Below are 21,538 nucleotides of genomic sequence, written 5' to 3'. Positions count from 1 at the left end.
TATGACATAACTACTTTGGAACACTGCTTATATAAATTCTTATTAGTTCATACCAAATTCGTCTAAAATCCACTTTTTTAAGTTAAAACTAAATATCCCGTACTATATCATGTATAATAGATCGAGACCCGATACTTTGTCGGAAGGAGTAATAGTATGGAAATTAAAAACGAAAGATGGTCCAGTCTCGAAGAAGTGGCAGAGTATCTTGGAGTCAATAAGGATACTGTTCGTAACTGGATAAAGAAGCAGGACATTCCCGCTTGTAAAATCGGCAAACTGTGGAAGTTCAAACTATCTGAGATAGACGAATGGGTAAAGAGCGGCAAGAGCGCTAAAAATTAATAGTCCAAATATTGCTTGCTACTAATGATAAATAATTTTTGCTTAGAGGTGCAGGTATGCAAACATTACAAGTGTTACTTAAAAATGCGATTTTGAACCCTTTTGGTACAAATGACTATAGAGATTATAAGACAGAGTTATTCACCGCATCCGAAGATGCACTATTTACGTTTGAGCCTATGAGTATTGGAGAGTCATCTACCAACCCTATTCAAGTACTTGACTTTTTTAGTGGTGCAGGAGGAACCTCTCTCGGCTTTGCCGCAATAAACCGCATCTTCCCAGTTTTTCGCTTCCTTGGAGGATGTGATATTAATACTATATCTGCGACTACATATAGTAAAAACTATGGGACTCCATTGTTGAATAAAGATATTCTAAAAATATCCCAAAGTAGCGAGAGCATTAAGAGTTTTCTGGAGAGCATCAATTTTGACCCAAAACTTCCAACAATACTGATTGGCTGTGCTCCTTGTCAAGGATTTTCCTCTCATAGGAAAACACGGTGGGATGAAGAAGACGATGAGAGAAACAACCTAGTGATAGCATTTTCTCGTATTGTTGCAGAAGTTAATCCCGCAGTCTTCATAATGGAGAATGTCCCTGAATTCTTATCTAATAAGTACTGGAAATATTTTAGTAAAGCTAGAACAGCCTTTTTTGACGCAGGCTATACAGTAAAGCAACACATTTACAATGCCGCCGAATTCGGTGTGCCACAGGAACGCTTTCGCTCGATTATTATTGGTATGAAAAAGGAATTCCTGTTACCCGAGGGTGTCTACTCTCCCGAATCATATAGAACCGTACGCGATGCTATTGGTTCCTTAAGTCCAGTTGCCGCAGGCGAGGCTTCACCTGATGATTGGATGCATAAAGCGGTGGCTCACAAGGCAAGTACTCTCGAAGTAATTAGGCAAGTCCCTCATGACGGTGGTAAATTACCTGAAGGAATTGGCCCCGAGTGTTTAACAAAGGTGAAAGGATTTTCAGATGTTTACGGAAGACTTAGTTGGGACAAACCTTCTATTACAATAACTCATTACGCCCGAAATCCTGCGAGTGGACGTTTCACGCATCCTGTACAAGATAGAGGACTTACTGCAAGAGAAGCGGCCCGATTACAGAGTTTCCCAGATGGATTTGTGTTTGAAGGAAAATTTGATGACATTTACCGTCAAATTGGAGAAGCCGTACCACCCCTGTTGTCATGTGGTATTGCGTCAAGCGTATTAATTGAACTTCTTTCCTGTGAACCAACAGAAGCTCAATTAAGTGCGAGTATCCAAACTGTAGATTTGCCCGTGAGTAATTCATACTCGAGTGTTATCGCAGGAATTAAAAGTACAAGGAGGCTTAAAAATGCGGTTAACTTGCGTTGATAGTTTTTCAGGCGCGGGAGGCTTATCGTTAGGTCTTCAGGAGGCTGGATTTGAAGTTTTGCTTAGTTTTGACATTGAGCCAAAATGTATTGAGACGATCAACAACAATAAAAAATACTTTTCGCACCCCGCTTTGTGTGAAGACATAAGAAATATGCTTGGTGGACGATTACTAAATGAAATTGGTTTAAAACAAGGGGAGCTATTCCTACTTGCTGGAGGGCCGCCATGTCAAGGGTTTTCAGTACAACGTATCGGTGAAGATGTTGATAGCAGAAATGACCTTGTTCTTCAATACGGAAGCCTCATCGACGAGGTTCGACCGATGTTCTTTGTAATGGAGAATGTATCAGGCATACAAGGCAAACGAGGTAAAACGATCCTTTCCGAATTGATAAGTAATATGGAGGCTATTGGTTATGTTGTACACAAGCAACTTGTAAATGCAGAAGACTACGGTGTTCCGCAGCGCAGGAAGCGCATTATTTTGGTCGGAGAAAGAAGAGATATAGGCTCGGAATACACTTTCCCAGAACTTACAGGCGAACGCCGTACAGTACGGGAAACAATAGGTTTCCTACCAGAGCCTCCGGAGGATGGAACCTCGCATCCAGAGTATCCTCTTCATAGGAGAGATCGACTCTCTGACAAAAATATTAAGCGCCTTATGGCGCTTCAGCAAGGCCAGGGACGCGACCACCTTCCCTCTGAGTTACTAGCAGATTGTCATCGGATTGATAGTGCAATCATTGGCCATCGGAATGTATATGGTAGAATGTCGTGGGATGACGTGGCTCCTACTATTACAGCACGTTTTGATAGTTTCACGCGCGGAATGTTTGGCCACCCTGAACAATTGAGGAGCATATCGCTTTGCGAAGGAGCGTTGTTACAAACTTTCCCAATTGACTTTATGTTTTCTGGTTCAAAAGTTGAAATTGCTCGGCAGATAGGAAACGCTGTCCCTCCGAAACTAGCAAAAATTATTGGTGAGAGCATAATCGAATATTACCTGAGGAAAGAAGTGAGAGACTTTGTCCTATCAGGCAATCATTAGAAAATATCTGACAAGCCTTCATCAGGATTACCGAGACGCTCAGGCAGGTAATCAACACACTGCAGAACTTTCTTTCAGACCACCCTTGGATACTATGTTTAGAGAGCTGGCCACCGAGCTAAATGGAAATCCTAATATCGTGGTCGTACTCGAACCAAGGAACCAGGCTCGTATGGGTAGACCCGATTGGCGTATGCATGACAGGAATACTTTGGGCGTATACGGTTATATTGAAGCCAAAGGCTTGAGCCAGAATGCTTTTGATATTACTCCGTATGAAGAGCAATTCAATCGTTATCTTTCCTTGGGACACAAGCTTATTATAACTGATGGCATTGACTTTGTTTACTTATTTACTGACGGTATGAGACCACAAGTCGTTTCATTGATTGATAAGACACTAATGAATCGTTCCGATTGGTCTCGGCTTACTCCAAATCCGCATTTTGAGCACATGATGCGTAGGTTCTTTTCCGAACCGTCACCTCAATATTACGACGAAGGGACATTGGTAGAGCAAGTTGCGCTCAGAACGCGTAATTTGTCTGATGAAATACTTCGCTTTTCTGCTATCCCGTTAGACGAAGCAATGGACGAAGATGAGAGAAGTGCAATCATTTTATTGGATGGATTGAAACAATTGGTATATAACCATAACGATCGGAATATGCGTGAAGACAGTGTGTTCGCAGATTTTGCAGCGCAAGTTATTATGTTTACGATTTTATTTGCACATCGAGTTGAATGTACTGATGCTGATTCAGCGGTTGAAAAAGAAAGAAAAATTAGGGAGTATCTGTCGCGAGAAATTGTTAAAGGACAAGCCCTTCGTCCGTTTCTTACTATTATTCAATATATAAATAGTCCTGGTAACGAAAGTAGTTTTATCCTTACATGGACTGACGAGTGCATAAGTTTTTTATCGTTCGTTCACATGACCGAGCAACAGCGCCGGCGTCCCGATTATCATAAACTGTTTGAACTCTTTTTATCTAAATTTGATGCTCGTTCTCGTTTCGATTATGGCGCTTTTTATACTCCCATCGAATTAGCTGACTTTATAGTTAGGTTAACTGAAGTTATCGCAAGACGCACATTTGATGGAAACAGTATTTTTTCAGACGGGAACACAATTATTGATCCATGTTGCGGAACGGGATCATTTCTCGAAAGTATAAGAAGAAACGATGTGCAAAGCGGGGCGTACTTGTTATGTGGCATAGAAATATTACCCGCTCCATATATGCTTGCGAATTATCGAATGGCGATGCTTAATAATGAGTTTAATGAAGCCCGTTCCCAAAATGAATTATTATTAGCAAACACCTTAAGCAACTCTCTTTTTGGCATTCCTGCAAATGCCCAAACGGTTGAGGGCTATGAATTAACTAGGGCTTATGAAATTGCTTCAAGACCTATAACTCTTGTTATTGGGAATCCTCCATCCTCAGATTCATCGAAGATCAACGCAGGTGATGATTTTTCGGTAATCCTAGATCTCATGGATGATTTTAGACCACCTGCTCAAAACCGTCGTAGTCGCCAGAATACTCAAAAACAAATTAACAATCCTTACTTGCAATTCTTGCGTTGGGCTTGCAAAAAACTAGAAGCGTCTCAGAATCATTCCGTGTTGGCGATGATCGTGCCATCCAGTTTTCTCGAAGCCGATTCATACAAGTTTGCAAGAAAGTACATTGTAGAACACTTTTCAAATGTGTGGGTCGTATCGGTAGATGCCGATGCAAGAGCCGGTATTCGATCCGACAGCTTGTTTAATACCCAACAAGGACGAGCTATAATTTTTGCAACACGCCGTTATGGAGAAACCGTTGGAATAAGTCAATATATGTACTTCGATCTCTCCCGTAGTGCAAAAGCAGAAAAAACAGAACTACTTGATCAGCGTGCTGAAAATATAATCGAGATGTTTACGGAACATGACATGGACGAGTCTAACTACGGTCTATGTCCATCGATGCCTTTCAACCAAGAGCTTTATTCATCATATTGGCCTGTAAGTAGCGAGGCAGATGAGATCGCGATTTTTCAGCAATACTGTTCTGGTATTAAATTGGCTCCAACGAGTATCTTCACTCACATGAAAGCGCCTATGCTTAAGCGGCGCAGCAAGGAAATAATGCAATTGAGGGAATCCGCTGCGGATGAATGGCTGGCAAAACAAGACAAACCACCAAAAGCTGTCGAGACAAATTTCTTTGCCGAACAATTAGCTTCTTACGGAAACGTGCGAGCCGTTGACACTCTACTTGATACAAACATTGTCGATTATGCATTCAGGCCATTTTTGCCCATGAAAGCATTTCTCTGGCAGGACCTATTACACCGATTTAGTCGAGTTGGAGGCGGTGGAACACGAAGACGCCCCGAAATCAGCGCGGCATACAATGCTAAGGGAACTATCGGATTTGCGCTTTCACATTCCCCTAAAGATCAAAAAGATATGCTTAAGCAGTTTGCTTCTTTTTGTTGGTATTATCCTGATAATGATTTATGCCGGAGAGGCAACTCTTACATTTACCTTAATCAGTATCCTGTGAAAGGCACTCAGAATAAAGTTATCGGCAACAATATTCATGCTGATCTAAGCGCAACCTTATCTCAATTATTAGAAGTCCCAACTGATGTTGTCGCAACAGAAGTGGTGTTCTATACGTTTGCTGTTCTTTGTTCACAGGTATATCTAGACGAATTCGAAGGCGCCTTGTTTACCGTAAATCGTGCTGATATGCGGCCGCGCATACCGATTGTAAATGATGCGGATATATTCCGTCGCTTAAGTTTGCTTGGACGAAGGGTGGCCGAGCTTGAAAAGCGTGACTACATCCCCGCAAACCGTATGGGCTTTGATGTTGCAGCTATCCAAGCGATGATTCCAGAAGGTTTCAAGTTAAAGCTTATCGATCAGCCTTTTGACGAAGAGCACGAGACTCTCTTTCTTTCTGATGGAACAATTAAATTAGAGATTCCATGTCCTCTTGATGTGCAACGCATCAATATCGCAGGTTATGATATCATTAAAAATGTCTGGATGAAGTTCAACTCATACGACTTCACTCATTCTGTCTTTTCACGCGACGATGTTATTGATTTGCTTAACTTAATTAATAAGTTGTTAGAATATGTTTCTTTGGTTGGGGAAATAGACGTTGTCATGCATGATGTCATTGAAGGTCAATTTCCACTTATAGTACCTTCTGCAGGTGGAGCTCAAGAGGAGTGATCAACTATGGCTGATGTGTATGACAAGGAGACGCGCTCTTCATTGATGCAAAAGGTGAAGTCGAAAGGCAACAAATCAACAGAGTTACTTTTGATTAGCCTATTTAATGAATATAACATTACAGGATGGCGGCGAAACTATTCTGTGAAAGGACATCCTGATTTTGTATTCTTTGAAAAACGGATGGCTCTATTTGTGGACGGCTGCTTTTGGCACGGTCACAATTGTCGAAATATACGTCCAAAAGAAAATGCTGATTATTGGGATAAGAAGCGTGAACGTAACATTTTGCATGATAAAAAAATCACAGAAAGATTTGAGTCACGCGGCTGGACTGTCATGCGGATATGGGAATGTGAACTAAAAAGGAAAAACCAGCTTGAAACAATAGTTCGCCTTCAGGATATGCTTAATCAGTAAAACAGCGTAATCTACACATATTATTTTCAAAAAAATAATATATACGCATATGTCTTTTGGAACACAATAATAAAAGAGACACCTTCAAATGTTGTCTGGTATATAATAATTTATATGAATCCAAATGCTCGGCTTTTTCAAGCGGGTCTCCTTTCTCCACTTGTAGTACTAACCAGCAAAAAGCGACCAATTAAGGTCGCTTTTGCGCTCTTCTATAGAGACGAAGTGCGGCTTGGTAAATCCACAATTCGCCGCTGCGTGATAATTAGGTTGTTTGGAAGCAACACATCATAAAACCTATTACAAACCAACTACCAGATAACTTTAGTGTTTAGTTGTAATCAGTTGATGATGATTTAGCCTTTTCTGCAATCGAGTTTAAAATATCAAGATTTTCTAAGGATGAGAGTATTAAGCGTATAGACTTTTCTTTGCTACCTGATTTCAATTGCGACATTGATATTCCAAATCTTTCGTGCCCTATTCGGTCAAGCGTCGCTTTGCTAACTTCTGCATAGTTTTCACACAGAGCACGAATATCATTAGGAGATAGTTTCTGAATTTCTTCAAGAGTTAAATCATTTACAGTTGAGGTCTCCCGGGTTTCCTTAATTGAAGGCAACTGCTCTAGCTTGTAAATAAAATCATTTAATGATAAATTCTTCTGCTTCAATAAAGCATTTTTCACTTTTTCTAAGTATAGGGTTTTGTCGGTTTTCCCACCAAAAAGCGGGTTACTTACAATATCAATACAATCTTGCAAAAGGAGAATTAGGTCCTTAACCTTAGGTCCTTGTGATCTTCTTGACTTAGTTTCCGAAGAGTTCTTTCGACTTTTACCCGCCTTCCCCTCTGACAACAAATCATGGTCACTAAAAGAGGGATCGTCTATCATAAATTAAATTAACCTCCCTAATGTATTTTCTACCAATCGTCTGAAATCCCCTATATAACCTTTATTTTGAACATTTTTATTATCAGGTAAACTATATACAGGAAACCCCAAAGACATAGCCTCTGTCACCCCTGCTCCTTCGTCAATGTATGGCTTAATAATATGATCGTTCCAATCATTCATTATTTGTTTCAAATGTCGTGTGTGATCATTTTGATATCCACTGTACGAATTGCCTGCAGTCTTAATCTTTGAAATTATTATCCCACCGAATTTTGTCTCTGGAACATAACTTTTGGGTATCTCCATCTTCTTAGTTGCTAAAAAAGCTGCCAAACTTGAAATCTCTTTATCAACTTTATTATGTAGTAAGTTAACAAGGTGTGGGAGCCCCCGGCTTGAAACAGCATCAGGAATAACTGGTACAATGTAATAATTTGAGGCAGCAATTGCATTTTGAGTAACAAGTTTTGTTGCTGGTGGACAATCAAAAATAATGTAGTCGTAGACCTCATCTAGGTCGTTTTCATCAATCCAAGAACATATCAATGTCCGTTTTAAAAACTGAGATGACACTGGGTCACCACTTGTTGTAAACGCTAAATCAAGTTCTATATCATCAAGTTCCAAGCTAGCGGAAACAATATCTAAATTAGGATACCCATACAATGGTCCCTCACAAATAATTTCTCTTCCAGGGATTGGATAATTAGGCTTTGTAAAATGCTCAAAAATTTTATTCACTACCTTACCATTATCAACAATTTTTGCCCATTCAGTTTTCAAACACACAACTGAAAAACTACTTTGGTGGTCAACATCAACAACAAGAACCTTTTTCTTGTGATAATGGGATATTCCTGCTGCTAAATGTAAAGCAACAGTTGTTTTTCCAACCCCACCTTTGAAATTTATAATACTAACTTTAATAGCCATTTAGTTTATCCCTCTATTCTAAGCATGGGACATATGGGTTTATTTTACCCCATATCCCTTTACGCCAATTTGTATAGCTAGAACTATGGACGACAAGAAAAATACTAATGACACAATCCATGTTAGAAAAAACGCAGTTCTTACTGTATCGAAGTGGAGTAGATTTATATCCGACTGCTTGATGATCTCTATTGCAACTGGTGACATTGAATAAGCAGGTATGAAAGATAAAACAACAACTGGCATCCATTTAAACCAAAGAGTACTCCTTATGTCCTTTCTTTTTGTTTTAAGTTCAGATGGTTTATGTGGATCAAGAATCATATCTAATGCGTTTTTAGCCTCAGGATATCTGATTCCAAATAAAATAGATGAAAATGCTAAGAGTAAACTTATCGCATCAAATGCCTTATCCAATACTTGCTCTATGTTCATGCATTATTTTGATTTGCGACTGCTACTTGCCCGGTAGGAAGCAATCTCACCTGTAACAGGTTATAAGTATCCGGCATAATTTTGAATTTCTTTGCACTTCCTCGAACATGGGATATAGGATCAAGGTGTGGCCCATATTGATCGACTATTCGGTTCAGCTCCTCTAAGACATTGTTGGACTGAATTATTACATGGTATTCGTTTTGTGCTATGTTTAGGGTAGCCTGTTGAAGAATATCCCTCAGTGTATTTAGAATATGTTCATCTAGTTGATATCTGAACCTTGTTCATACATTTCTTATCAGTGCTCTTGCTTCTGTCTCAGTTAATTGGAACATTGAGCTAACTTCTGCCTCATTAGGTAAAGAATTTTGAAAGAAGTATGTAATCAGGTGAAGTAATCTGTGTTGCTTAATTTCGTCAGCTCTTGTCGGCAGTCCTTTACCTAATAACATCTCTTTATATTCCGTCAGTGCTGCTTGACATAATTTATTAAGGGACTGTTCAAAACTAATTGGATCTGCTGAGTCAAATAATTTGTAAAGCTTCTCCAGTTCCTCAGTACTAAAAAAGTTATCAGGTAAAGTAACTGTGTATGCCATAAAAACACCTCCGGAATCTAATTTTTGGTTCTGTAGTATGTATTCATTTCGACCCCTTCCATCATATTCCTGCAAAAAGCCCCACTTGAACACACAAAAAAAGTACCGTAAATTGTGTTTGCTAACCCAACCTAACGGTACTTTCGATTTGACTTGCTACCCCTTATACTATTAACAGTAAGTACAGTGGGATTTGGTTTATCATTAGAAAATATCTCAATCACATTTTCTCTTAATCAAAGTAGCCTGTGCTACACTCAAACACCTCATCAATTACGATTTTCCATTTCGCCCTCGCATACCTAAGAATAAGTATTGTCTTTATTTAGTCAATAACGGTTCTGTATGCCCCTTAGGAGCTGTGCTCCCTTAAAAATAAAAGTACCGTCAATAGCGCCATCAAGACAAAATTTACTGTACCGACGCAATGTAGAGTTAGTAGTCGTAACGAACTCCTGTCCTGCATAAAAGATGGTTTTATTCGGAAAAGTGCTCAATTTTCCGAACCATGGCCTGGCAAATCCACAATCCGTGGCTTTTTATTGCGGATGTTTAGAGAGGTAGTTTAACCTAAATCTCATCTTCCAATTCCAATTCAATTTCATTCTGAATTTGAACGTAATGGTTAACGCTGCTCCAACATTCCAAGAATAAATCCTGAATATCGTCAACATCTAGTTCAAAATCAGACCCTTCCGTCTGAAAACTAAGGCTACCTGTACCCAAATCGTACTCCGTATCAAAAATTAGATCTCCAGATTTATGCAGACCGGAAATATGAAGTGATACAGCTAAGTTAATTTTAGCAGCAGTAGAATCCTCATCAGCGAAGAGGATTGCTGATACGTCTACTTTGCTATCATTCTCTCGTTCAAAATATACTTCATCTTCCCACTCACATTCACATAGAAATTCAATAATCTCCTCCAACATGCTTTCGATCTCTCGTTTCACCCGACTAATCCTTACACAAAAAGTTTCAGTATCAACTTCTTCCAAACCTTCATAATCGTAAAAGGGATACTGCCTTCCATCATTTTCAAACGCATGATAAGGTGCGAATATAAGATCATCGTCCGGATGAATAATTATTTTTATTGGAATCAGTACAAGTTCGATATCTTCAGATACATCTTTAGTCTCGATTAATTTTGATATATTTTCAATTAATTCAATTGATTTACGAGATAGAGTTTGTCCGAACTTAATCCCATGCTTATACCTCTTCTTTGTTACTACTTTCTGCTCCACATCAAAGAGATCCGCAATCACTCCATCAGTTATTACTTCATCTATAAACATCTCTTGCAAATCATCTGGAGGAAGAGTTTCGATGTCCAGTATTTCGCCGTTTGCCTTCTTCATTACATAGGATCTGAAAACAGGTGTTTCACGCTCCATAAAGTATTTAAACCGGTCGAACACTGATTTATCCATAACATTCCTCCCAGAACTATTCGCAGTCTATTATACTCCATTATAAGCTTTCGATCATATTAATACTCTTCCACTCGAACAACGCTACTACTAATAAGTGCTAACTCTAACTTTTCACGTTCCGTGGTTGTTATGGTAATTTTCATTCGATCATTTTGACCCGGATAGCCTAAGATACAATCAAAATGTTGTTTTACTTGTTCATTCTGAAAGATATATATACAATTATACCCAATAAGAAACGGATAAGAATCCGATAATGTTGTTGGAAGCCGATCCCAGAAATAAGATGCAGGACTAAATCCCCTTGCTGGTTTTACTGCAATTGATGGAATAAGCCAATCTCTACCCACTTTTTTGGCTGTCCGTAATTTTCCACGGCGAATCCACTGGCGAACCGTTATTTCCGTCACATTATTAATTGCAGCAAACTGTTCCACATTAACATAATCACATTTCACGCTTAAAAGAGTAAATTCCTCTGTGAAAGTCATGGATTCTATACCATTCTCACCTATTTCAAACTCTTCACAGAAATAAAGTTTAAGGTCTATTCCATCATTTGTCCTCTCATAATCATAAAACCACCAATCATCAGTTAATTGTGGCAAACTACAATTATCAAGTGCAAATTGGAATCTCTTACACAAGTCAATCATTGTGCTTCTGCAGGGCTCTGGATAATGTTCTTCAGGATCAAGTACATTTAGCTCCATGTAATTCTTAAAAGCTAATTGAACATGTGCTTTATTGAAACAATGTGTCTCCTTGAACAAGGCTAAATGTTCCGTCACAATATTACCCCCTAAATTGTATTACTTCGATACAAAGATCGTATCGAAGTAATACAATTTAGTCAAGATGACATTTTCTTAGATTTCCAGAGTCAAGAGTAGCAGAACTCAGTACCAATAGTGGCTGGAAAGCCGTCGAACTGATAGGATATCGAACAATTCGCCACCGCATGGACAAGAAAGAACTGTTTCGCTTTCGGCAACGATGCCATGTAACACAAAAAGGAGCCTACCACCGTACTTCAGTAGCAAAGCTTATCGTTTAAACCAAAAGTTTGCCGGAGTTTGAACCAAATATTTGCCGAAAAGACTGCTGATTGGACAGTGTTTTCGTAGTAATAATAAACTATATTAAAGCATATTTTTGCCGGAAGTTTTTTATTAAATCAATCGATTGCCGAAAGTGCCTCACACCTTCTTTTCCACAAATTCTTTAATCTGATCATGATAATGACTCATTAATTCTTGTTTAAAGGTTACATGAGAATTTCCCAAAAGCTTTTTTAACATTGATATTGTCGGTACTGATCCGTTGGCTTGATAGTAATCATTTAAGACAATTTCTATTTTTTCTTTTTGCAACCGCATCTTCTCGTTCTTTTTATTTGTTCTATATTCTGTATATTTCGCAGTAAGTAATTTTGATTCTTTGGGAAACATTTTCCGAAGGTATGATTCTTGGATATCAAGTTCCCTAGATATACTATTAAATGAACGAGGATGGTCATTGCTCAAAAAATCCATTAATTTTTCTCGCACGATCTCCTTATCAATTTTTGACCATTTACTCTCGAGCATGAAATACTTTTTTGAGTCTTGTAGTAATTCACTAGGCTTTCTTTCAATTTGAGTAAACTCCCCTCCAGTGCACACGCTGATTAATTCTATCCCTAGAACGTAACAAAACCATAATAATAAATTAAAATGGGGGTTAGCTGCGCCCCTGCAATAAGCATTTATTTGTCTTCTCTTATTTTCCAACAAAAAAAGCCTGGATAATACTCTGTCATTATTATCACAGTAATTTTCTCGGAAAGACTGTAGTGCATTACATATTGAGGATGTGTCAACAAATTCTTTTGAATACATCAGTAATTTTCCGATACTATCACATAACCACACTTGGAATAAAAGCTCGTCTTCCGATTCAACTAGTCTGACTTCATTAACGGAAACCAAAGACTTGAAACAATAAATACAATGAGATAGCAAAGAGCGCTGATTAATAATTGGTATCTGCATATTGCAACCAGAGCAACTTGTCTGAAGCAATGTCTTATGTACTGGACATATTTTTATTAACTCAATCGACCATAATAAAGGGTCATAAAGAGCCTTCCCCTCTTTTTCCCATTCAGAATAACATTGTATACACCAATGTTTTTGCTTCTTAACAATTGCCTTATTTCTAGGGGTAAACACCCATTTATTTAGATTCATTTCGGAAATATCTGATCTCTGGGTTAACTTTGTAAGAGCATACTCCATATCCGTGCATATGGCCCCAAAGCAATTAATTGTATAAGCGTCTTTATAAAACGAACTATTCACTTTATTTGATTGGTAAGAATAGATTCTGGGATTCTCAAAATTCGGGGAACATTCATAGGAAACCAAAGACCCGACGTCAGTGCAATGAGCCTCTGACAGCCGGGTTATATAACTAACTAAGCCTTCTTTCATTGCCGTTCCCAATCCTCTTGGCTGCAGCGGATAAAGACGACTCCTAGTATCCATAATATGCTTAACTTTATCCTCGTCTATGCTAAGAACATCAAACAACAAATTATCCTCCATTATTAATTCCAGAGAAATTACACAGCATCCGCATCTGATTCTGCTTTAGTTTCTCCGGTGCTCCATCCGGTAGCATCTCTTTTCGGTTTTCTATTCCCCGGTTTTGGATTTTTTGATTTACCTTTACCGTTGGTCTTATTATCTTTCTTTCCCTGCGCCGTGGAAGACTTCTCTCCCTCCTCGTTTTCCTCTACTGGCAATGTATTTGCCATTAATAAGTTGTATAACCTAGTTCTTTTCTCATTACTATCTAATAACTTAGCCTCGCCTTCGGTCGCCTCTCGAGCCATCTTTATACACTGATCTAGGGAAAGCGCATATTCTCGGAAATCATCCATTGTTAATGACTCATTCCCCTTTAGCAATCCCATTTCCAATGTTTTAGTCAACCAATCTTTCAAGGTACCAATACAACCGATACATCTTTCGTAGAAAAAATCGGTGTTCCCAACAAGGTCGGGTTCACTCTTTAACGGCATGTTCTTTTGAAACATATATAGCGAACTCTCAAACCAATCCATATGCTCCGGATTATCCATACGATACCGTTGAAAATGAACATCGTCGCTTCGCCGCGATAACTGCCCACTTAAATTCGTAAATTGCAGCAGTTCATACGTTCCTATTAAAACAATCGGAGTATTTGAAAGAGAGGCCATTGATTTTATGGCATCCATCTGGCTTCTTAATCTCCTCCCGTTAGCCATTTTCATCATATGTTGAGCTTCATCTATTAGCAAAACAATTGGGCGACGATTTTTTAATGTTGATTCTACCGCAATTCTGAATTTGCGATTCGGGTCCTGCGCTTTTGTTTTTGGTAATCCATCTCTTTCACGTAGCGCATCGTAATCGATTTTATTGTTTATTGCTATTTCTCTAAATTCTTCAAGTAATCGAATGTAAAAGTCCTTCCAGTCAAAAATACCAGTATCTGAAGCAACAGCTTCTAAAGCAGCATATGGAATTACTCCTTTATCCATCTCAAGCACAGGCATCATTCTTTCGATGATCGTACTTTGCACCTTTTTATAAATGGTTGTTTTCCCCACTCCACTTGGACCATACAAAAACTGAATACTTCTATTAGAAGGATTAAAAATGTTGTCAATAAATTTATTGTAGGCTTCAGTTAATAACGGATGAGCAACAGTATATTTTTTAAAATAATTTATTTTCTCTTTAGTTGATTTATCGAGCAAATGCTTTGGAAATCCAAATGATTCTTCCTGCTCTACTTCACATCCAGTAACTTCATTCATTTTAAAACTCCCCAAAAATTTTATACTTAGATCCTTGATCCCGCAACGTTGCATTAAAAGAACTTGAATCTGTATCCTTCGAACCAGCCTTCTTGTCAGAAACAACTGCTAACGGTTTAGTCTTCGATTCTTTGTTTTTAATTGCTGCATAATTATTGATACTTTCGCTCGCTTTACCACCTTCAATCACTGTAAACGAACTTCTCATTTCACTATCTCGAAGGCGTTGAAGTAGCAAGGCTTCCTCTGCTTCAACAGATTTCAAAAAATTAGCCAACTTAGAGGCAGAAATATATACTTCCTCGCCGCGAAGCCTCATTCTACGTTTAAGCTCTTCTAATGCCTGTTGAACTTCCTTCTCTGTCCGATCTACAAATACGCTGTAATACTCAGAATTCATGTATATCCATGTATTACGAATATAAGCGTACGCTACACCCATGTTAAAGGGGTCATACCTAACTGGAACTTGTCTTCCAGCAAACTCAGGATCAAGCAAGCTCTCTGACCAGTAATATATGTGATTGATTTTAATCCCTTTACTGGGATCTAGCTTAGCTGTTCCTTTTTTAGTCGTTGGGAGAGTGAGCATATAAAACACTTCGTCATACGCCACATAAGTAGATGTCCTTTCCCCCGAAATGGCTATGCCATTTAAAAATTCATCTCTAGGCGTTCTCCCCAAGGCCGGATGTTCAATAGTATCATAAACTTCATAAGCAAATTCCTTCAGCCTATCAAGAAATCTTCCAAATGTCCAAACTGCTTTATATTTAGGATTAACTGCTGCTGTTACTTGCCGAACGTTCTTCATCAGTTGTGTATTTCCAAGCAAATTATCAATAAACATTGTATTATTAGTGCCAAATAATCTCTCAATTACAGAGCCATGCTTTGGTTTACCCTTACGCAGTGACTTACCTACATTATAGAGGGCGAGCAGCGTTTCAAAATAAGTACTGCCAAATTCCTTACCACCGTCGACTACTATGTGCTTAGGTAATCTTGAATGCCTTCGGACACATTCCCTTAGCACCATCATGTTCGAACGGTATCCGGGCTCATCAAATGTTAAATATATAGCTAGAATCCTTCGAGTAAAGGCGTCAACTAAAAAAGTAACCCAAGGCTTTCCTAAATTTTTTTGTGTTTTCGAGCACTTTAGCTCTATATCTAGCTGAGTATGGTCCAAGTGACATATTTCAAAAGGGTAATCGCCATGACGAGGGGTGGTTAAGAATAGCTCCAAATAATTTGGCTCAAGTGCATAGGCGACCTTCCTACCTTCCCTTTTTAAAGTAATATCGTATTGCAGCCGCTTCTTTATTTCCTTCAGAAAGCTTGTAAGGCTAGGTGCATGGTAACCCCTTTCTTCGCATTCCGTAACAAGCATCTTCCAGACTGTGCTTGCGTTTCGGTTTACAACAGTTTCATACTTGTCCTCGATAAAAGTATTCATTAACTCAATTAATTCCTTCGAGAATCTTCTAACATAATTACCTGGCTTCCCATCTCTTAATAGACCCACATATCCGTAGCCAAATAAATGCTCTGCATTTTTATATTTGGAAACCCAATACCGAAGAGTTCGTTCCGGGACATCCCCATACGGAATTCGGTAACCATCCAGTATTGGCTTTATTTTTTGATATCTGTCGTTGGCAGCTGCCAGATCCTCTTTTGATGCACTCTTTAATTTTTCGATAACCTCCTGCTTTTTTTTCGTTTGAGAAATTGAAAGGCCTTTAATTTTCCCCTTCTGAACTAATGTCATAAAACTTTCACGCGGCAGATCTATTTGTTTTTGACCTTCCTGTGCCAGTAAGGAAATACTCGTTTCTCCATCATTAAGAATAATATGGGCTCTTCCATCCCACTGGATGGTATTCCCCGGACAAACCTCCACTTTTGTAATTGGAATTGATCCAGCACCCACGTCCTCATCTAAAAAAGAGTAAGCTTGTGCCATTTCTTTATCGGGGAATATTCTAGCCCTATCAATTTGTGTGATACGTACTCTATTTAGATCAAAGTATAAATCATCAGAAACAATAAGTTTATAAATATCATCTGAGACAAAACCATTCTGATCATCTAGAAGCTCCTTTAAAGAAATTCCAGGCTGCTCCATCACACTATTGAGTAAAATCTTCTTGGCATTTTCGTCTACAACTAAAGAATCCGAAAGTAGATAATCCTCCAGAAATCTAATGTTATTTAAATAAACCCAATTAATATCCTTTGACGAACGAACTCTAAACGATAAACCAAGCTTCTTAGCATATTCTTCAGCTGGAGGCATATACCATGTTCCATCATCTGCTCGTACATAAAGATAAGGTTTCTCCTGCGAAAGCTTAATGAGTTCCTCTTCAGTTTTCCATTCTTCCCAACCAATAAAGTCTTCGCCGATTTCAAAGAAATCAGGATGATACATACGTCCGCTATTTTTCCCATTTACTTGGTACCTAATTGTAAATGGAGGAGGTTGATCATAAAATTCATACACGTTTAGATCATGCTCTTTTTCGTAAATCCCGGCAAACTCAACCCTATGGCTTTCAAATTGTATTGTTACCCCCATTTTTTTACTGGGGTAGTTCCCAGGAGTATTCCCCCGCCCACTATTTACCCGACGGGACGGCTCCGAGGAGCGAATAGTTTCAATTATTCTACGAGTCTCTGGACTTATCCCTTTCCTAGTAAATAAGTTCACCAAATTAGCAGGAAGCATGAATCCTTCTCCTATCCTAAAAATACCAATCAATCGCCGATAGTATAACAAATTTCTGCATTGGAAAAAATCTTCAGTTTTCTGAATACTTATTTATTCCCTGTGCTTATCTAGCCTTCTCCTGAAGTTTCCATTCTAGAGTCTTGATATACTCAATAACTTCAGCCTGCGTTTTCCTAGGTATGAAACCTGAATACCTACTATCGACCTGAAATATTTTTTCAAATTTATCGCTCTTAAAAGACTCAATCGGGATACAACGTTTTTTCCGATACCTCTCCAACAACTGGAGACATCTTTCCCAAACTTCCAATGTTTTATGAAGTAAAACAAGCCTATAAAAATGGTCGCAATCATTCATAAAAGGGTACTCGTGATATTTTTTATTTCGATCAATTATGAGCTTCTGTGTCCTGATTATATCTTCAACCTCCAAAATTAATTCGTTCATAATTTGCCTCCAGTAATCGTTTTTTTAGATGGTTCTTAACTTCAGCTTCCCGGAAAATAGCTGGTTTTTTCATATACTGTTCCAGTTTTGGTACAGTTGGATGTTCCCCTCGTTCGGAACTCCACATAAGTGCAGTGTCTACTTCTCGTCTAATATTTTCTAATCGATTACGTTTCCGCTTCTTCAAATATTGCTTCCATTTCATTGCCTGGGCTTTACAAAGGGCAGGGAAGTGATTGTATAGTGTCTTTTTATTACACCCGATTTCATCTGCCATAGCCTGTACGTGCATATAACCATTTGCTGAATTCATCACCAAATTCTTAGCTATCGACCTTACTTCGATAAGAGGACGAGTTGTTAACTTGATATTTATTTTCTTTTTTCTTTTCGCAAATATAACTGGGGAGTGATCATCATTAAAATGGCCTAAATAGAAATCAACAATATCGATTCCATACTTATTGCAAATTCGAAGTACATCTTCTAATTGAGGAAGGTTTCTTCCCTTGTACCATGTCCAAAAAGTCGTCTTCGGTACAGATAATTTCCTTGCCGCACCAGTAATATTTGAGTTTTCTTGATCTACAATGCGATTTAACGAAACTACTATCCCATCTTTATTCGGAATTTGCATACTCTCTAACAAACGCTCTACCATTTTTGCTTTACTATATTGTTCATAATCGCATCTATCCGTTTTTTCTGTATTTGCTCTCCCAAGCCAAGCATTACAGTGCGAACAGAATCCTGAAGAACTACGTCGATCAATTAATAAATTTGTTCTTGTACAGCTCGGGCAGAGATCTGTTAGAAACCGATGATGTTTTCTGCATATAGAGACTGCTCTTAGCGACCATATTAAGGGTTCATAAACAATGGCCGAATTTGACTGTTTCATTTCTTCATAACACTCAGGACACCATGCTCTCACATTTCTCAGTAATCCTCTTTGGGGTATAGCTTTTGCAAATCTCAGCAAAGTGAGTTGTTGCAGATTTGTATTCCCCGTTAGATCATTCAACATAGTCGAAAACTGTTCGGCAGCGACTGAGTTTCCATTAATCATGTGTGATGAATCATAAAATCCGTTTCCACCCCTCTTCGATATTTCATTTAAATAAAATTTGTTGAGGTACGGAGTGAGCACATCGATAAACAATCGACCGGTTTTAATACAATGTTCATTAGCCAATCTCACAATATAACCAGCGAGACTTTCAACCATCGAAGTGCCCAATCCTTGTGGTGATAGCTGAAATAGCCTAGTTGTTCTCTTCCAATCAAGAGAGGTATCCGTATCGTGCCAGGTCTTAAAATGATGTACTGCTTTCATCACCGAGGTACCTTCCGACGGTATTTAGATCCAGATTTTCCAAATCTCTTTCTTGCGATTTTTAAACAGTCAAGTGCCTCATGATATTCTGTCAATCGTTTTCCCTCGAAAGGAGTAATCATAACTTGTCTACAGACATCTCCATCCTCGATATTCCCTATAATCATTGTTGAGATATCATCAAGACGATATAATACCGGTATAGTTCTTTCATAATGTGTTGAGCATCCAAACCATTGTTCCTTTATTGCTCGCCTACATGTATACGTTCGTGTGTTAAATACAATACCATTTGGGGTTATTGTTGCTTTTTCCGATTTATACATTATTCCCACCCACCACCTGTAATATTTATATTTCGATAAATTTATAATAAATTATTGAAACACAGATATAACTAGTGGTTTTTTGGTTGCTACGCCATTTATTTCTTCAACGCAAAGAAACGCCAGATCCATGAATTAAGACGGCGGGCGTTATAAGTTATGATTTATTCTGGTGAATGGTGTAATTCCCACGACGTTTCGATTATACTTGAATGCTGATAAGAGGGCGGATCATGGAGACAATGGTATATGTATCCTTGAACGAAGTTGTTACGGAAGCAGTAGGCACGCAACCCAAAGATGCGTTGTTATTTGCACCTTCTAAGAAAAGCGCGGCGCAAGTTATACTTGAGCCGCAGGCGAATCGACGGAGAAGCAGTCAATTCATTAAAGAACGTCTTGAAAAAGCGTTCAAAAGTTAAATAGCTCGTGAAACGAAAAAGCACTTCACGAAGCATTTTCCTACCCAAATGTAAAGTAGCATCGATTAGAAAAACCAGCGACAGTCTAGGACTATTTTCCGGTCCTAGGCTGTCGCTGGTTTTATATTCGTACCAGTCTAAACCCATTTCAACGAACCTGACGTTTTTTGTCATTGAGCCAGCGTAGATCAGTACAATCAATCAAACACTCCGACCAATGAGTTCACAGTGCTTATCCAAAAAAAGATTTTTCAATTTTATACTTGATTAGAGCCTCATTCAATAAATCAAATCGAAACTTTCGAATTGTGTTATTTTTGTTCCGCAACTCATCAAGCATTTGTTGAAGCGTTCGGCCTCCCCTATCCCTTGAAATAATCGTATTGATCGCTTTAATTTGTCTGGGGAGTGGTTCGCGACTTTTATATTTCTCAAGATCGTTCTTGATTTCTTGCAGTGCGCTTCCAGGAGCAATTCCCCAACATATGATTAACAAGTTAATTGCATTAAACAGTTGCTTTGCAGCCGGATGCCATGTTTCATCGAGAACTGCATTTCCATTTGCGCTGCTTGTTCCCGTTCCAACGGTTTCAGATGCTAATGGGTCAAAAAGTGTTAATTTAGGATGATGAATCAATTCAAGAAAATGATTTGCTGCATAGATTCCGCATAAAAAAGTTCCGGTAACATCACCATTTTTCGCTCGATAAGAAAAGCAATAATAGCTGTCAGTAAGTGAGTCTTTAGTACAACTTCTACGTTCTTGCCCGTTTAACAAACGAACATGAGCAATGGGTTTTATATCATATTCCTGAACCAGCTTCTCTCTAACCTCTGGTGATCTGCACGGAAGCATCCCAAACACCTCATTTCTTGTTTCCCTTCCATTATTTACAGTACATCAACCCCCAATACTATACTGTTTGATTGGAAGCAAAGCCTGGTTAAAGTTATCTTTTATTTGTCGTTCAACATCTTCATATGAGCAACTCCAAAGCGAGCTTAAGTATTTCTGAACAAGCGATATATCTTGGGACGTAACAATCTTGTCTTCAATTTTGACAAATGGCCCATCAGTTTCCGTTAATAATCGGTTTCGAGGAATCTTTGCGATGATTTTACATCCGTTTGACGATTGGAGCATTGCCGGATTAACTGAGAAGTAATGACCTGCTGCAACAATTTCTTTAAGAAAGGACAATGAACCGCTATACCAATGAAAAACGGCTCCCTTTATTGAAAACTCTTCTAACATTTGCAGAACAGTAGCTTCTGCCCTTCTTGAATGCAGCGTAATAAATCGAGGGCGATCACTGATATGAGTCAACACGTGACGGAAACTTTGGATTTGTTTTGTTTTAGTAGCAATGCCTTCTCGTGAGAAGTCTAGTCCTATCTCTCCGATGTATGATGTCTTTTTCACAAGATCAATGAATCGTTTCATTTCAGTAGGCGTATGTTTATTTGCATAGAGTGGGTGTAAACCTAGAGCCACTCGAATATATTTAAAATCCTTTAAATGGGAATATCCCAATTCATAGTGACTCGGTAAATTTGTAACCGCAATTGTTGAAATACCTTTTTTTTCATTTTCATTCGCTACCACATAGGGATTTTTGTACAAATCTATGTGGCAATGAACATCAATCATTTTAATTCACAT

17 protein-coding genes are annotated in these 21,538 nt (G+C 38.5%); 6 read left to right on the top strand and 11 right to left on the bottom strand.

Annotated features, from left to right (window positions below; translation table 11 throughout):
- The first annotated feature begins 156 nt into the window (after nucleotides 1-156).
- Genes M0651_RS14000 through M0651_RS13980 form a run of 5 tightly spaced genes read left to right on the top strand, consistent with a single transcriptional unit; the run spans nucleotide 157 to nucleotide 6,448 of the window.
- Nucleotides 157-345 carry a helix-turn-helix domain-containing protein gene (locus M0651_RS14000; protein ID WP_248552366.1) on the top strand — a complete coding sequence of 63 codons (189 nt, stop codon included), beginning with the start codon at nucleotides 157-159 and terminating at the stop codon, nucleotides 343-345.
- 56 nt (nucleotides 346-401) lie between these two features.
- Complete coding sequence (locus tag M0651_RS13995; RefSeq protein WP_248552365.1) at nucleotides 402-1,727, top strand: DNA cytosine methyltransferase; 1,326 nt, start codon at nucleotides 402-404, stop codon at nucleotides 1,725-1,727.
- On the top strand, nucleotides 1,708-2,784 hold the full coding sequence (locus tag M0651_RS13990) for a DNA cytosine methyltransferase (RefSeq protein WP_248552364.1): 1,077 nt from the start codon (nucleotides 1,708-1,710) through the stop codon (nucleotides 2,782-2,784). The genes M0651_RS13995 and M0651_RS13990 overlap by 20 nt, the downstream gene beginning before the upstream one ends.
- Nucleotides 2,762-6,028 (top strand): type ISP restriction/modification enzyme, encoded by a 3,267-nt coding sequence (locus M0651_RS13985; protein ID WP_248552363.1) that lies wholly within the window; start codon nucleotides 2,762-2,764, stop codon nucleotides 6,026-6,028. Before M0651_RS13990 ends, M0651_RS13985 begins: the two co-directional genes overlap by 23 nt.
- Nucleotides 6,029-6,034: 6 nt before the next feature.
- Nucleotides 6,035-6,448, top strand: a complete 414-nt coding sequence (locus tag M0651_RS13980; RefSeq protein ID WP_248552362.1) for a very short patch repair endonuclease — start codon at nucleotides 6,035-6,037, stop codon at nucleotides 6,446-6,448.
- A gap of 331 nt (nucleotides 6,449-6,779) precedes the next feature.
- On the opposite strand, the gene M0651_RS13975 is transcribed toward M0651_RS13980, so the two are convergent.
- The 9 genes from M0651_RS13975 to M0651_RS13935 all read right to left on the bottom strand — a co-directional run bounded on the left by M0651_RS13975 (nucleotide 6,780) and on the right by M0651_RS13935 (nucleotide 19,127).
- Complete coding sequence (locus M0651_RS13975) at nucleotides 6,780-7,343, bottom strand: hypothetical protein (RefSeq protein WP_248552361.1); 564 nt, start codon at nucleotides 7,341-7,343, stop codon at nucleotides 6,780-6,782.
- 3 nt (nucleotides 7,344-7,346) lie between these two features.
- Nucleotides 7,347-8,279: a ParA family protein gene (locus M0651_RS13970; protein WP_248552360.1), complete on the bottom strand. Its 933-nt coding sequence runs from the start codon at nucleotides 8,277-8,279 to the stop codon at nucleotides 7,347-7,349.
- Between the two features lie 722 nt (nucleotides 8,280-9,001).
- Nucleotides 9,002-9,316, bottom strand: a complete 315-nt coding sequence (locus tag M0651_RS13965; RefSeq protein WP_248552359.1) for a hypothetical protein — start codon at nucleotides 9,314-9,316, stop codon at nucleotides 9,002-9,004.
- 570 nt (nucleotides 9,317-9,886) lie between these two features.
- On the bottom strand, nucleotides 9,887-10,753 hold the full coding sequence (locus M0651_RS13960; RefSeq protein ID WP_248552358.1) for a hypothetical protein: 867 nt from the start codon (nucleotides 10,751-10,753) through the stop codon (nucleotides 9,887-9,889).
- A gap of 59 nt (nucleotides 10,754-10,812) precedes the next feature.
- Nucleotides 10,813-11,547, bottom strand: a complete 735-nt coding sequence (locus tag M0651_RS24195; protein ID WP_248552357.1) for a helix-turn-helix domain-containing protein — start codon at nucleotides 11,545-11,547, stop codon at nucleotides 10,813-10,815.
- Nucleotides 11,548-11,955: 408 nt separating this feature from the next.
- Complete coding sequence (locus M0651_RS13950) at nucleotides 11,956-13,329, bottom strand: TniQ family protein (protein ID WP_248552356.1); 1,374 nt, start codon at nucleotides 13,327-13,329, stop codon at nucleotides 11,956-11,958.
- 32 nt (nucleotides 13,330-13,361) lie between these two features.
- The gene (locus tag M0651_RS13945; RefSeq protein ID WP_248552355.1) at nucleotides 13,362-14,606 is read right to left on the bottom strand and encodes an AAA family ATPase; all 1,245 of its coding nucleotides are present in this window, start codon (nucleotides 14,604-14,606) and stop codon (nucleotides 13,362-13,364) included.
- Nucleotide 14,607: 1 nt separating this feature from the next.
- A complete protein-coding gene (locus M0651_RS13940) occupies nucleotides 14,608-17,340 on the bottom strand; it encodes a TnsB C-terminal domain-containing protein (protein ID WP_248552354.1) in 2,733 nt (910 codons plus the stop codon).
- 425 nt (nucleotides 17,341-17,765) lie between these two features.
- Nucleotides 17,766-19,127 carry a TniQ family protein gene (locus M0651_RS13935; RefSeq protein WP_248552353.1) on the bottom strand — a complete coding sequence of 454 codons (1,362 nt, stop codon included), beginning with the start codon at nucleotides 19,125-19,127 and terminating at the stop codon, nucleotides 17,766-17,768.
- 559 nt (nucleotides 19,128-19,686) lie between these two features.
- Between M0651_RS13935 and M0651_RS13930 the strand changes: the two genes are divergently transcribed.
- A complete protein-coding gene (locus M0651_RS13930) occupies nucleotides 19,687-19,875 on the top strand; it encodes a hypothetical protein (protein ID WP_248552352.1) in 189 nt (62 codons plus the stop codon).
- 232 nt (nucleotides 19,876-20,107) lie between these two features.
- Here the strand turns inward: M0651_RS13930 and M0651_RS13925 are convergent, their stop codons facing one another.
- Together M0651_RS13925 and qatD are read right to left on the bottom strand one after the other, a co-directional pair.
- Entirely contained in the window at nucleotides 20,108-20,731 is a 624-nt protein-coding gene (locus M0651_RS13925) for a UCP028583 family protein (protein WP_248552351.1), read from the bottom strand.
- 45 nt (nucleotides 20,732-20,776) lie between these two features.
- On the bottom strand, nucleotides 20,777-21,526 hold the full coding sequence (gene qatD / locus M0651_RS13920; RefSeq protein ID WP_248552350.1) for a Qat anti-phage system TatD family nuclease QatD: 750 nt from the start codon (nucleotides 21,524-21,526) through the stop codon (nucleotides 20,777-20,779).
- Nucleotides 21,527-21,538 lie beyond the last annotated feature (12 nt).

Origin of the sequence: Paenibacillus mellifer (assembly GCF_023195895.1) — a bacterium.
Lineage (GTDB): Bacteria > Bacillota > Bacilli > Paenibacillales > Paenibacillaceae > Fontibacillus > Fontibacillus mellifer.
Note: the sequence above shows the minus strand (reverse complement) of the source record. Positions and strands in the feature narration are given on the sequence as shown.

Excerpts from the sequence above, each read along its gene's own strand:
- M0651_RS13945 (WP_248552355.1), bottom strand. The coding sequence starts at position 14,606 with ATGAATGAAGTTACTGGATGTGAAGTAGAGCAGGAAGAATCATTTGGA.
- M0651_RS13965 (WP_248552359.1), bottom strand. The coding sequence starts at position 9,316 with ATGGCATACACAGTTACTTTACCTGATAACTTTTTTAGTACTGAGGAA.
- M0651_RS14000 (WP_248552366.1), top strand. The coding sequence starts at position 157 with ATGGAAATTAAAAACGAAAGATGGTCCAGTCTCGAAGAAGTGGCAGAG.
- M0651_RS13935 (WP_248552353.1), bottom strand. The coding sequence starts at position 19,127 with ATGAAAGCAGTACATCATTTTAAGACCTGGCACGATACGGATACCTCT.
- M0651_RS13995 (WP_248552365.1), top strand. The coding sequence starts at position 402 with ATGCAAACATTACAAGTGTTACTTAAAAATGCGATTTTGAACCCTTTT.
- M0651_RS13925 (WP_248552351.1), bottom strand. The coding sequence starts at position 20,731 with ATGCTTCCGTGCAGATCACCAGAGGTTAGAGAGAAGCTGGTTCAGGAA.
- M0651_RS13940 (WP_248552354.1), bottom strand. The coding sequence starts at position 17,340 with ATGCTTCCTGCTAATTTGGTGAACTTATTTACTAGGAAAGGGATAAGT.
- M0651_RS13980 (WP_248552362.1), top strand. The coding sequence starts at position 6,035 with ATGGCTGATGTGTATGACAAGGAGACGCGCTCTTCATTGATGCAAAAG.
- M0651_RS13970 (WP_248552360.1), bottom strand. The coding sequence starts at position 8,279 with ATGGCTATTAAAGTTAGTATTATAAATTTCAAAGGTGGGGTTGGAAAA.
- M0651_RS13990 (WP_248552364.1), top strand. The coding sequence starts at position 1,708 with ATGCGGTTAACTTGCGTTGATAGTTTTTCAGGCGCGGGAGGCTTATCG.
- M0651_RS13930 (WP_248552352.1), top strand. The coding sequence starts at position 19,687 with ATGGAGACAATGGTATATGTATCCTTGAACGAAGTTGTTACGGAAGCA.
- qatD (WP_248552350.1), bottom strand. The coding sequence starts at position 21,526 with ATGATTGATGTTCATTGCCACATAGATTTGTACAAAAATCCCTATGTG.
- M0651_RS13975 (WP_248552361.1), bottom strand. The coding sequence starts at position 7,343 with ATGATAGACGATCCCTCTTTTAGTGACCATGATTTGTTGTCAGAGGGG.
- M0651_RS13960 (WP_248552358.1), bottom strand. The coding sequence starts at position 10,753 with ATGGATAAATCAGTGTTCGACCGGTTTAAATACTTTATGGAGCGTGAA.